At 58.4% G+C, this 11359-nt stretch carries 13 protein-coding genes; 9 read left to right on the top strand and 4 right to left on the bottom strand.

Annotation, left to right across the window (positions count from 1 at the left end):
• Window positions 1-31 precede the first annotated feature (31 nt).
• From H9Q10_RS02085 to H9Q10_RS02050, 8 genes are all read left to right on the top strand, one after another.
• Complete coding sequence (locus tag H9Q10_RS02085; protein WP_197902392.1) at window positions 32-385, top strand: cupin domain-containing protein; 354 nt, start codon at window positions 32-34, stop codon at window positions 383-385.
• A gap of 80 nt (window positions 386-465) precedes the next feature.
• Window positions 466-2034 carry a nitrate reductase subunit beta gene (narH, locus tag H9Q10_RS02080; RefSeq protein WP_197902391.1) on the top strand — a complete coding sequence of 523 codons (1569 nt, stop codon included), beginning with the start codon at window positions 466-468 and terminating at the stop codon, window positions 2032-2034.
• Window positions 2034-2678 carry a nitrate reductase molybdenum cofactor assembly chaperone gene (gene narJ / locus H9Q10_RS02075; protein ID WP_197902390.1) on the top strand — a complete coding sequence of 215 codons (645 nt, stop codon included), beginning with the start codon at window positions 2034-2036 and terminating at the stop codon, window positions 2676-2678. Before narH ends, narJ begins: the two co-directional genes overlap by 1 nt.
• A 24-nt stretch (window positions 2679-2702) precedes the next feature.
• On the top strand, window positions 2703-3389 hold the full coding sequence (gene narI, locus H9Q10_RS02070; protein WP_197902389.1) for a respiratory nitrate reductase subunit gamma: 687 nt from the start codon (window positions 2703-2705) through the stop codon (window positions 3387-3389).
• Between the two features lie 78 nt (window positions 3390-3467).
• A complete protein-coding gene (locus H9Q10_RS02065; RefSeq protein ID WP_197902388.1) occupies window positions 3468-3935 on the top strand; it encodes a hemerythrin domain-containing protein in 468 nt (155 codons plus the stop codon).
• A gap of 180 nt (window positions 3936-4115) precedes the next feature.
• Window positions 4116-4952, top strand: coding sequence for a sulfate ABC transporter permease subunit CysT (cysT, locus tag H9Q10_RS02060; RefSeq protein WP_197902387.1), 837 nt, complete (start codon window positions 4116-4118; stop codon window positions 4950-4952).
• The gene (gene cysW / locus H9Q10_RS02055; protein WP_197902386.1) at window positions 4949-5800 is read left to right on the top strand and encodes a sulfate ABC transporter permease subunit CysW; all 852 of its coding nucleotides are present in this window, start codon (window positions 4949-4951) and stop codon (window positions 5798-5800) included. The genes cysT and cysW overlap by 4 nt, the downstream gene beginning before the upstream one ends.
• Entirely contained in the window at window positions 5797-6876 is a 1080-nt protein-coding gene (locus H9Q10_RS02050) for a sulfate/molybdate ABC transporter ATP-binding protein (protein ID WP_197902385.1), read from the top strand. Before cysW ends, H9Q10_RS02050 begins: the two co-directional genes overlap by 4 nt.
• Window positions 6877-7172: 296 nt before the next feature.
• On the opposite strand, the gene H9Q10_RS12080 is transcribed toward H9Q10_RS02050, so the two are convergent.
• The 3 genes from H9Q10_RS12080 to H9Q10_RS02035 form a co-directional block, all read right to left on the bottom strand.
• Complete coding sequence (locus H9Q10_RS12080; RefSeq protein ID WP_197902384.1) at window positions 7173-7733, bottom strand: DapH/DapD/GlmU-related protein; 561 nt, start codon at window positions 7731-7733, stop codon at window positions 7173-7175.
• Between the two features lie 57 nt (window positions 7734-7790).
• Window positions 7791-8249 carry a cyclophilin-like fold protein gene (locus H9Q10_RS02040; protein WP_197902383.1) on the bottom strand — a complete coding sequence of 153 codons (459 nt, stop codon included), beginning with the start codon at window positions 8247-8249 and terminating at the stop codon, window positions 7791-7793.
• 170 nt (window positions 8250-8419) lie between these two features.
• Entirely contained in the window at window positions 8420-9568 is a 1149-nt protein-coding gene (locus H9Q10_RS02035) for an alpha/beta hydrolase (RefSeq protein ID WP_197902382.1), read from the bottom strand.
• Between the two features lie 180 nt (window positions 9569-9748).
• On the opposite strand from H9Q10_RS02035, the gene H9Q10_RS02030 reads away from it, so the two are divergent.
• Window positions 9749-10660 carry a LysR family transcriptional regulator gene (locus H9Q10_RS02030; RefSeq protein ID WP_197902381.1) on the top strand — a complete coding sequence of 304 codons (912 nt, stop codon included), beginning with the start codon at window positions 9749-9751 and terminating at the stop codon, window positions 10658-10660.
• A 203-nt stretch (window positions 10661-10863) separates the two neighbouring features.
• On the opposite strand, the gene H9Q10_RS02025 is transcribed toward H9Q10_RS02030, so the two are convergent.
• Window positions 10864-11334, bottom strand: a complete 471-nt coding sequence (locus H9Q10_RS02025) for a cytochrome b (RefSeq protein WP_197902380.1) — start codon at window positions 11332-11334, stop codon at window positions 10864-10866.
• Window positions 11335-11359 lie beyond the last annotated feature (25 nt).

Raw genomic sequence — 11359 nt, 5'->3', positions numbered from 1 at the left:
CTACCTGAAACCGTACCCCGAGAACGAAACCATGAAACTCCCGCAGATTATCCGTTTCGCCGACTACTTGCAGGACCAGCCCGCCGAAGCCGTGCGCACCGTGCTGCACCAAGACCCGCACGACAACATGGTGCTGTGGCAGATTCCGCCGCAAACCATGTTGCCCGCCCACCGTCACCCGCACGGCGCGGACATCTGGATTGTGTTGCAGGGCGAAGCCGAGCTGGTGGACGACGCGCAAAGCGGCCGCACCATCCGCGCGGGCGAAGCCGTAGTGGTGGGCGACCACCAAATCCACGGCGCGCGCAACAACGGCCAGCCCGGCGACCCGGACTGCATCTTGGTTTCCGTGATCAGCCCGAAGGCGGGATTCGAACAGGCATAACAGAATTTTCAGGTAGCCTCAAACAGGCTTTCCCCAATCTTTAAAGAGGCTACCTGAAAAATAATTCAAAGGAACACAACATGAAAATCAGAGCGCAAATCGGCATGGTGCTGAATTTGGACAAATGTATCGGCTGCCACACCTGCTCCGTTACCTGCAAAAACGTGTGGACAAGCCGCGACGGCGTGGAATACGCCTGGTTCAACAACGTGGAAACCAAGCCCGGCATCGGCTTCCCGAAAAACTGGGAAGACCAGGAAAAATGGAACGGCGGCTGGGTGCGCAAGCCCAACGGCAAACTCGTGCCCAAACAGGGCGGCCGTCTGAAAATCCTGTCCAATATCTTCGCCAACCCCAACCTGCCGCAGATAGACGACTATTACGAGCCCTTCACCTACGACTACGAACACCTGCAAAACGCCCCGCGCATGAAAACCCCGCCCACCGCGCGGCCGATTTCCATGCTCACAGGCAAGAAAATGGACAAAATCGAATGGGGTCCCAACTGGGAAGACGACTTGGGCGGCGAATTTGAAAAACGCGCCAAAGACACCCTGTTTGAAGGCATCCAAAAAGAAATGATGGGCGCATTCGAGCAGACCTTCATGATGTACCTGCCGCGCCTGTGCGAACACTGCCTGAACCCGACCTGCGTCGCCTCCTGCCCCTCCGGCAGCATCTACAAGCGCGAAGACGACGGCATCGTACTGATCGACCAAGACAAATGCCGCGGCTGGCGCATGTGCGTGTCCGGCTGCCCCTACAAAAAAATCTACTACAACTGGGTGAGCGGTAAAGCCGAAAAATGCATCTTCTGCTATCCGCGCATCGAATCGGGCGAACCCACCATCTGCTCCGAAACCTGCGTCGGCCGCATCCGCTACTTAGGCGTGCTGCTGTATGACGCCGACAAAATCGAAGAAGCCGCCTCGGTGGAAAACCCGCAAGACCTCTACGAAGCACAACTGGGCGTGTTCCTCAACCCGCACGACCCCGAAGTGCAGCGCGAGGCCCTGAAACAGGGCATCAGCCAAAGCTGGCTCGATGCGGCGAAACAATCGCCGGTGTACAAAATGGCGATGGACTGGAAAATCGCCTTCCCGCTGCACCCCGAATACCGCACCCTGCCGATGGTGTGGTACATCCCGCCGCTCTCGCCGATCCAATCCGCCATCGAAAACGGCCTTGTAGGCGAAAACGGCATCATCCCCAGTGTGGACGAAATGCGCATCCCCCTGCGCTACCTGGCCAACCTGCTCACCGCCGGCAAAATCGAGCCGATCAAAGACGCGCTGGAGCGCATGATCGCCATGCGCCGCTACAAACGCGGCCAAATCGTGCACGGCGAAACGCTGGAGCAAACCCTCGACGGCACCGGCCTCACCCCCGAGATGGTGGAGGATATGTACCAAATCATGGCCATCGCCAACTACGAAGACCGCTTCGTGATCCCCACCAGCCACAAAGAACAAGTGGAAAATGCCTTTGAAGACAAAGCCAGCTGCGGTTTCACCTTCGGCAACGGCTGTTCCACCGGCTCCGACGGCCTCACCAAGGAAAGCCTGTTCGGCAAGCCCAAAGCTTCGCCCATCGTCTTCTTCGACCGCCGCAAAGACATCGAAGAAAACCGCGAAAAAGGGGTGCGCTGATGCAGGGCAATCCGGTGTACAAATTCCTCTCCGCGCTGCTGTGCTATCCCGAAGCGGAAATGATCGAAGCGCTGCCCGAATTTCAGACGGCCTTAAACAGCCTGCCCGAACTTTCAGGTAGCCGCGAAAGCCTGCAGGCGCTGCTGGACTACTTCGGCAGCCACAGCCTGCGCCATTTGCAGGAAGAATACGTTTCCACCTTCGACCGCAACCGCCTGCACGCGCTCTACATCTTCGAGCACGTTTACGGCGAAGACCGCGAACGCGGCAACGCCATGGTGGACCTGCTGGAAGAATACCGCCGCCACGGCTTCGAACTGGGCGACGACGAGCTGCCCGACTTCCTGCCCGCACTACTGGAGTTCTTCTCACACATCCCGCCGGAAGAAGCGCAAAAACTGCTGGGCGACGCGATACACGTGATCAACCACATCGGCAAAAACCTGCGCACCGCCGGCTCGCCCTACGCTGCCGTGCTCGAATGCGCCGTATCGCTCAGCCCCGTGGTGCCGCAGCCGCTGATTGAGCCGCCCGTGCGCGACATGGACGAAGCGATGGAAACCTTCGGCCCCGACGCATCTGGTATCGAGCCGCTGCTCAAGCCCAGCATCCAAACCGTACAGTTTTACCCCAAAGGCAAGTAAGCCTGCCTGCTTAGGAGTATCGACATGAGTAACCTGCATTCCTTTTTCTTCGCCATCTATCCCTATATCTGCCTGGCGGTATTCTTCTTCGGCAGCCTGGCCCGCTTCGACCGCGAGCAGTATTCCTGGAAGAGCGATTCCAGCCAGCTGCTGTACGACGGCCAACTGCGCCTGGGCAACATCCTGTTCCACGTCGGCGTGCTGGCGGTGTTTGCCGGCCATTTCGTCGGCCTGCTCACCCCGCTGTGGTTTTGGGACGCGCTGGGCGTGAGCCACTCCGCCAAGCAGCTCCTGGCCATGACCGCCGGCGGCATTTTCGGCAGCATGGCGCTGGTCGGCCTGCTGATCCTCATCAACCGCCGCTTCCGCATCGACCGCATCAACCTCAACAGCACCTGGCGCGATAAGCTGCTCTTGGTGTGGATTTTGGCCACCCTGCTGCTCGGCCTCTCCACCATCTTCGTGAGCGCCGGCCACCTCGACGGCCACGAAATGACCCTACTGATGCAATGGGCACAGCACATCGTTACCTTCCGCGGCCTGGAAGCGGCCAAATTTATCGAACATGTGCACATCCTCTTCAAGCTGCACATGTTCATGGGCATGACCTTCTTCCTCATCTTCCCCTTCACCCGAATGGTGCACGTATGGAGCGGCTTTGCCAGCGCGTTCTATATCTTCCGCCCCTGGCAGCTGGTACGCCGCCGCTAAAGCAAGATTTTCAGGTAGCCTGTTCAGCATCAGAGGCTACCTGAAATTTTATTCCCACACACAAAAGGAACCCCAACCATGATCGACCGCGAACTTTGGCAAAACGCCTCCGACAGCGCCATCATCGACCACATCCTCCCCCGCTACCACGACACCCACCGCCGCCAACTGGAAGAACTGCTGCCGCTGGCCGAAAAAGTCTCCACCGTACACGAGGGCAAATTTCCCGCCGAAGTTTTGCCGCTGCTGCAAGCCATCCAAGGCGAACTGCTCAGCCACATGATGAAAGAAGAACGCATTCTCTTCCCCATGCTCAAACAAGGTGCCGGCGCCGCCGCCATGCCCGTGCGCATGATGATGCACGAGCACGCCGAGCACAATGCCGCCCTCGAACGCCTGCTGGAAATCACCGGCAACCTGCAAGCCCCCGCAAATGCCTGCCGCAGCTGGCAGCGCCTCTACAGCCTCGCCCGCGAGCTGGTGGACGACCTGCACGACCACATCGAGTTGGAAGACCACATCCTCTTCGCCCGCGTGTTGGCTTAACTCTCCCGCATAAGCAAACGGAAGGCTATCTGAAAACCGCTTACAGTTTTCAGGTAGCCTTTTTGCCTTCCCCGTTGTGCTATATAACCGCCCTGCATTTGCAAACAACCAACCGTTCTTTCTGTTTTTCCGCCGCCTTGTTTATAGTGCGAGCTACCTGAATTTGTGATGGCGGAACCTATGCGCTTATTGAAAACCCCCAGCGTGCTGCCCGGCTTCAACCTGAGCCTGGGCATCACCGTATTGTGCCTGTCGCTTTTGGTGGTGCTGCCGTTTGCCATGATGGCGGTGAGCACGGCGCAGATGGGCTGGGCAGCGTTTTGGCACACGGTGAGCGAGCCGCGCGTGCTCGCTTCGGTGTGGCTGAGCCTGCGCATGTCCTTCTTCGCCATGCTCACCAATATCGTGTTCGGCACGCTGGTGGCCTGGGTGCTGGTGCGTTATGAGTTTCCGTTTAAGGGGCTGGTAAACGCGCTGGTGGACCTGCCTTTCGCGCTGCCCACGGCGGTAACCGGCATCGCGCTGGCCACGCTGTATGCGCCCAACGGCTGGATCGGACGCTGGTTTGCCAAAATGGATATTCAGGTAGCCTTCACACCCAAGGGCATTTGGATTGCCTTGGTGTTTGTAAGCCTGCCGTTTATCGTGCGCGCGGTGCAGCCGGTGTTGGAAGAATTATCCGGCGAATACGAAGAGGCGGCGGCTTCACTGGGCGCAGGGCGGCTGGCCACCTTCCGCCGTGTGATCCTGCCGGAAATCGCGCCGGCGCTGCTCACCGGGGCGGGCATGATGTTTGCACGCGCCACGGGCGAGTTCGGCTCAGTGATTTTCATTGCCGGCAACATCCCGATGGAGTCGGAAATCCTGCCGCTCATCATCACCGGCAAGCTGGAGCAATATGATGTGCAGGGCGCATCGGCGGTGGCGCTGTTTATGCTGCTGATTTCCTTCTTTATCCTGCTCGCGCTGAATTTGAGCCAGTGGGCGCTGGGCAAACGCGGAGGCGCCAAAGCATGAAAACCAATCCGAACATCACCGAGCCGAGGTGGCTGCAATGGCTGCTCATCGGCATCGCGCTCGCCTTTTTGCTGCTGATGCTGATCATCCCGCTCTTGGCGGTGTTTTACGAAGCCCTGCGCGAAGGCTGGCAAACTTATCTCGATTCGCTCACCAACCCAGAAGCGCGCGCCGCCATCCGCCTCACGCTGATTACCGCCGCCATCGTGGTACCGGTAAACGCGGTGCTGGGTATCGCCATGGCCTGGCTGCTCACCCGTTTCGACTTCCGCGGCAAGCAGCTGCTCACCACGCTGCTGGATCTGCCTTTTTCCGTGTCGCCCGTGGTGGCCGGCCTGATGTTTGTGCTGTTGTTCGGCGCGCACACGGCGCTGGGCGGCTGGCTGGAGGCGCGGGGCATACAGGTTATTTTCGCCATTCCCGGCATTGTGCTGGCCACGCTGTTCGTCACCTTCCCCTTCGTGGCGCGCGAGCTGGTGCCGCTGATGCAGGCGCAGGGTGACAGCGAAGAGCAGGCCGCACTGATTTTGGGTGCGGGCGGCTGGCAAATGTTTTGGCGCGTTACCCTGCCCAACATCAAATGGGCGCTGCTCTACGGCATCATCCTCACCAACGCCCGCGCCATGGGTGAATTCGGCGCGGTGAGCGTGGTGTCCGGCCACATCAGGGGCGAAACCAACACCATCCCGCTTTTGGTGGAAATCCTCTACAACGAATACCGCTTCACCGCCGCCTTCGCCCTCTCCAGCCTGCTCGCCCTGCTCGCCATCGCCACGCTGGTGCTGCAAGACATCCTCACCCGCATCCAAAACCGCAAGCTGGCCGCCGCCCAAAGGAACGAACCATGAGTATTACCATCCAAAACATCAACAAACATTTCGGCAACTTCCACGCCCTGAAAAACATCCGCCTGGAAGTGCCCACCGGCGGATTGGTTTCCCTGCTCGGCCCCTCCGGCTGCGGCAAAACCACCCTGCTGCGCATCATTGCCGGGCTGGAAAACGCCGACAGCGGCCAAATCCTGTTCGACGGGCAAGACGTCACCCGCCTGCACGTGCGCGAACGCAAAGTCGGCTTCGTGTTCCAGCACTACGCCCTGTTCCGCCACATGAACGTGGCCGACAACGTCGCCTTCGGGCTCACCGTCTTGCCCCGCGCCCAACGCCCGGGCAAAGCCGAAATCCGCGAAAAAGTAGCCGGCCTGCTCAAGCTCGTGCAGCTCGAACACCTCGCCAACTCCTACCCGCACCAGCTCTCCGGCGGCCAGCGCCAACGCATCGCACTGGCCCGCGCCCTGGCCGTCGAGCCCAAGCTGCTGCTGCTCGACGAGCCCTTCGGTGCGCTCGATGCCAAAGTGCGCAAAGAGCTGCGTACCTGGCTGCGCAACCTGCACCACGAGCTTGGCATCACCAGCATTTTGGTCACGCACGACCAGGAAGAAGCGCTGGAAGTGTCCGATCAAATCGTCATCATGAACCAAGGCCGCATCGAACAGGCTGGCAGCGCCGACACGCTCTACCGGCTACCTGAAAACGCCTTTGTGGCCGAATTCCTCGGCGAAACCGACTCCTTCGAAGGCCGCATCGAGCGCGGTGAGTGGCACTACAACGGCTATGCCTGGCCGCTGCCCGCCAACCGCCGCTGGCAGGAGCAAAGTGCGCGTGGTTTCGTGCGCCCGCACGAATGGCAGATCGCCCCCGAGCGCCCCATGCTGCACGCCCGTATCGAGCACCTGCACATCTCCGGCGCCCTCACCCGCCTCACCCTCGCGCCGCAAAACGCACCCGAGCGCCGCGCCCTGCATGCCAGCTTCGCCAGCAGCGAAGCCGCCCGCCTCGGCCTCGCCGCCGGCCAAGTGCTACCACTCGCGCCGAGGCAGGTATATGTGTTCAGCCAGAGCGATTTGATCGAATACGCCATTTAGCGCCACCTCTCCGGCATACGGCAAAAGGCTACCTGAAAACGCCGGCTTCCACCCAGTTAAACCACGCAGCCGCCGCGAAGTTCAACCCAAGCTTGTGCGATGAAGACGAACTTCCGCGCCGCCGGAACATTTTCAGGTAGCCTCCAAACCCGCCCGCAATCTATTCAAACCAAGCATAAGGCTACCTGAAAACCTGCACCGCAATGCAACGGCGTTGCTGCAAAGCAGAAATTTTCAGGTAGCCTTTACTGTTCCGCCATGCAGGCGCAGCAGCATTCCTCTTATCAACTACGCTTTCAGGCTGCCTCACGCCTAATTTCCCGAATCACTTTGGCAGGCACGCCGCCGACGATGGTATTTGCCGGCACGTCTTTACCCACCACCGCACCCGCCGCGACAATGGCGTTTTCGCCGACGGTAACGCCCGGCAAAATTGTTGCTCCCGCACCTATCCACGCACCTTTTTTGATAACGACGGGCTTCAGGATTAAACCGCGACGCATGGCGGGGTCTTCGGGATGGTTTACGGTCAGGATGTTTACGCGCGGGGCGATGAGTACATCGTCTTCCAGCGTGATGCCGCCCAAGTCGGTAAACATCGCGCCCGAATTGATAAACACGTTTTTGCCGATGCGGATATGCCTGCCGAAATCACTGTAAAACGGCAGATTGACGTGCAAATCGTCGGGAATCTCGCTGCCCGTCATGTCGGCAAGCACGGCACGGATTTGCCCGGGCGTACGGAACGCACCCGACAGTTCGGCGATTTTCGGCGCGTTTTCGGCAACGATGGCGTGAATTTCGGCGAAGATTGTGCTGTCAGCGGGGATGTATCGGTTTAGGGGATAATTGTGCATTTTTATTCCTTACGATGTTGGTCGGGCATTCATGCCCAATCTGCTTTTCAGACGACCTCACCGTCCAAACCGCACCGCCGCGTTTCCCGCACCGACCGCCGCTTTCAAACCCGCCGCGTCGGTGATTTTGCCGATACGCGTGTAGCGGTAGGGCGTGTCGAAACTTTCGTAGAACACGACGATGCTGTTGCCCTGCCACAAGAGAATATCGCCCGCTTCAATGCGTTTGACGGCGGTGTCGGCGGCGGTCAGGGCTTGGGGCAGTGTGGCGACTTTTTCGTTGCGGTTGTAGTCGGACATATCCAACGTCAGCGGCAACAGTGCGGCAAACTCGGCAGCAGCTTGGGTCTCGGCAAACTCGGCGGCGAAAATTTGCCCGTTGATGGAAAGGTTCATGTTTGCTCCTTGATTGGGTTCGGCTTGACGGGATGGGGCGGAAGCAGGCGGCTTTGCCTGCGAAGTGTCGGGCGTGCAGCCCAAGCAGGCAAGGGCTGCGGCGATGAGGAAGAGGCGCATAGGGTTCTCCTTGTTGATATAGGTCGTCTGAAAACGCAGCTTCAACGAAGTTAAAACCAGATTGCCGTAAAATTAGGGCTACCTGAAAACCGTTTTTCAAGTTTTCAGGTAGCCTTTTCGTGTTTCAGCCGACCTTTTAACTTCGTTGAAGCTGGCGCTTTCAGGCTGCCTTAACGCAGGTTCGCTTTAAAAAACTGCTCAAACTTGTCAAACGGAATTTTGCCGCGCGTGTTGTCGTACAAATCGGTGTGGCTTGCGCCTTTGACGATGTACAACTCTTTGTTTTGGCTACCCAAAGATTTGAACGCGTCTTCGCTGAAATAGCGGGAATGTGCTTTTTCGCCGTGAACGATTAAAGCGGGGGCTTTCAATTCGCCGGTGCGTTGCAGGATGGGCATATTGATGAACGAGAGCGGGGTGGTTTGCGACCATGCGCCGTTGGAATTGACGGAGCGGGGGTGGTAGCCGCGTTTGGTTTTGTAGAAGCCCGAATATTCGCGCACAAACTGCGGCGTGTCGGCGGTGAATTTGTCTTGCGACGGCAGGTGGTTGTCGGGGCTGCCGTGCGACGGCGTGCCGCTTTCCGCGTCCGCCCAGCGTTGGGTGTTCATGCCCTGTTTGGCTTGGTAGCGCGCATCGGCGTTCATTTGCGCGGGCGCACGGTCGTAGCCGCCTTGGGCGTTCTGCTTCATATTGATTTCATAGCCGTTTGCCATCACGCGGGTCATGTCATACATGGTGCTGGTGGCGACCGCTTTGACGCGGGTGTCGTTCACAGCGGCGTTCAACACGAAACCGCCCCAGCCGCAAATGCCCAACAGACCGATTTGGTCGCGGTTCACGAAGTTTTGCAGCCCGAGGAAATCCACGGCGGCGGAAAAGTCTTCGGTATTGATTTCGGGCGATGCGATATTGCGCGGCTCGCCGCCCGATTCGCCGGTGAACGAACCGTCAAATGCCAAGGTTACAAACCCGCGTTCGGCAAGCGTTTGCGCGTACAGACCGCTGGACTGCTCCTTCACCGCACCGAACGCGCCGGCGACAGCAATCGCGGGCAGCTTCTGACCCGGACGGATATTTTTCGGCACATACAAATCGCCAGCTAAAGTAATACCGTAGCGGTTTTTAAAGGTCACTTTGTGGTGTTCTACTTTATTGGAACGCGGGAAAATTTTGTCCCATTCTTGAGTAAGCTGCAAAGTTTGGACGCCTTTCATTGGGGTTACGGTAACGTCTGCCAGCGCGGGGGCGGATAAAGTCAGCGCAACGGCGGCAGCGGCGGCAGTTTGGGCGAAGGTTTTTTTGACGAGGGTTTTCATGGGGTTGCTCCTAAGCTGTTGTTTATCGGATAAGTGCATTATGGCGGTGGACTGGGTTTTAAACAATGAATAAAATCGGAATTTTCGATTCGCAAATATGGAACAATCGCATCGCAAAAGGCTACATGAAATATTTTCAGGTAGCCTCTCAGATATCCTCTTCCCGATAGAAAGCCGAAAATGGACAAACTCAACGCCCTAAAATTCTTCTGCTCCGCCGCCGAAACCCTGCAATTTCGTGAAACCGCCTTGCGCCTGTCCGTATCCCCGCAGGTGGTGACACGCGTGATTGCCGAGTTGGAAGCGGCTTTGGGCGAGCAGCTTTTTACCCGCAACACGCGCAATATCCGCCTGACTGAGTTCGGGGCGGAATTTTTGCCGCGCGCACAGGCTTTACTTGCCGAGAGTGAAAACCTGTTTGCCGCCGCGAAAACGGAAGACGAAATGCACGGGATTGTGCGGATTACCGTGCCGCGCCTGCTGCAAAACAGCGAAGTGCTGCCGCTTTTGCTGGCAAAATGCGCCGACTATCCCGAACTTTATCTGGACTGGCGCAGCGGCGATGTCAAGCTCAACGCGGTGGAAAACCAAATCGACATCGGCGTGCGTATCGGCATGGAAGCCGAAGATTTGATGATTGTCCGCAAAATCTGCGACACCGCAGACAAAATCGTCGCCGCTCCTTCCTATCTTGCCCGCCACGGCACACCCGAAACGCTGGAAGAACTCGCCGCCCGTTTTCCCGCCTCATCGCTGATAAACGCCGATACCAACCGCCCGTGGGGTTGGCCGTTGAACGCCGACTTGCACATTTTTCCGAAAAACATCCGCTTTGTTTCAGACGACCCCGAAAACGAACTCGCCGCTGTGCTGTCGGGCAATGTTGCCGCTTATCTGCCCGACTATTTGTGCCGCCCGTATCTGCAAAACGGCGAACTGGTGGAACTTTTCCCCGACATTCCCCGCCGCCCGTGGCAGCTTTATGTTTACCGCCCGCAGCGCACGGTCACGTCGGTGCGCGTGTTGAAGGTATTTGACTGGCTGACGGAGATTCTACGGACAATTTACGGGGAGGCAGAAAATACGGCGTGAAAATTTTTCAGGTAGCTCCTACCGCAGAAAGGCTACCTGAAAATGCAGCTGCGATGAAGTAGAAGCAAACTTCGCAAAGCCATAAATAGTTGAAACCATTTTGCAGGTAGCCCCTGCGGCACAATAGGCTATTTGAAAAACAAACTGCCACGGTGAAACCACGTGGCAGTTTGTTTTTAGCCCGGCTGCGGGCGTAACCGCGCCTAGGATTTGCCATACATCCGCGACAGTACGGATTCGCCTTTCACGGCGTGAACCACCACCATGGCGATGTGTCCGGCCACCAGCGCCAGCAGCACGAAGGCCAGCTCGCCGTGGAATTGGTTGCCCAGCTCGATCAGGCTCGGGTTGTCCTGACCGCGTCCGATCTGGCGGGCGATGCCGAGGGCGGGCACGGCCAGCATCAGGGCATACAGCGCCCAATGGCCGAGCTTGGCGGCAAGGTTGTTGGCGGGGCGGTGCTGGCGTTGCAGCAGCGCCCACAGCACGCGGCAGACGGCGAGAAACATCAGCAGGAAGCCGGCCGCTTTGTGCGGATTGATGAGGCGCATCATCAGCTCTTCGTTGGCATTCCAAGCGAAGGCGGTGCCGAACATGAAGAGGAAGCAGGCAGCCATGCTCCAATGCAGGAGGCGGGTGAGGGTGCCGTAGCGTTGCGGGGTATCGGGTTGCATGGGTTTTCCTTTTTGATAAGTGGTT

It is taken from the genome of Eikenella glucosivorans (assembly GCF_016025525.2).
GTDB classification, from domain to species: Bacteria; Pseudomonadota; Gammaproteobacteria; order Burkholderiales; family Neisseriaceae; genus Eikenella; species Eikenella glucosivorans.
The sequence above is the reverse complement of the archived record's forward strand: the minus strand, read 5'-3'. Positions and strand labels throughout refer to the sequence as shown.

Coding starts and splice junctions, on each gene's coding strand:
- narJ (WP_197902390.1), top strand. CDS start 2,034: ATGCAGGGCAATCCGGTGTACAAATTCCTCTCCGCGCTGCTGTGCTAT.
- H9Q10_RS02035 (WP_197902382.1), bottom strand. CDS start 9,568: ATGAAAACCCTCGTCAAAAAAACCTTCGCCCAAACTGCCGCCGCTGCC.
- narI (WP_197902389.1), top strand. CDS start 2,703: ATGAGTAACCTGCATTCCTTTTTCTTCGCCATCTATCCCTATATCTGC.
- cysW (WP_197902386.1), top strand. CDS start 4,949: ATGAAAACCAATCCGAACATCACCGAGCCGAGGTGGCTGCAATGGCTG.
- H9Q10_RS02085 (WP_197902392.1), top strand. CDS start 32: ATGAAACTCCCGCAGATTATCCGTTTCGCCGACTACTTGCAGGACCAG.
- H9Q10_RS02030 (WP_197902381.1), top strand. CDS start 9,749: ATGGACAAACTCAACGCCCTAAAATTCTTCTGCTCCGCCGCCGAAACC.
- H9Q10_RS12080 (WP_197902384.1), bottom strand. CDS start 7,733: ATGCACAATTATCCCCTAAACCGATACATCCCCGCTGACAGCACAATC.
- cysT (WP_197902387.1), top strand. CDS start 4,116: ATGCGCTTATTGAAAACCCCCAGCGTGCTGCCCGGCTTCAACCTGAGC.
- narH (WP_197902391.1), top strand. CDS start 466: ATGAAAATCAGAGCGCAAATCGGCATGGTGCTGAATTTGGACAAATGT.
- H9Q10_RS02050 (WP_197902385.1), top strand. CDS start 5,797: ATGAGTATTACCATCCAAAACATCAACAAACATTTCGGCAACTTCCAC.
- H9Q10_RS02025 (WP_197902380.1), bottom strand. CDS start 11,334: ATGCAACCCGATACCCCGCAACGCTACGGCACCCTCACCCGCCTCCTG.
- H9Q10_RS02040 (WP_197902383.1), bottom strand. CDS start 8,249: ATGCGCCTCTTCCTCATCGCCGCAGCCCTTGCCTGCTTGGGCTGCACG.
- H9Q10_RS02065 (WP_197902388.1), top strand. CDS start 3,468: ATGATCGACCGCGAACTTTGGCAAAACGCCTCCGACAGCGCCATCATC.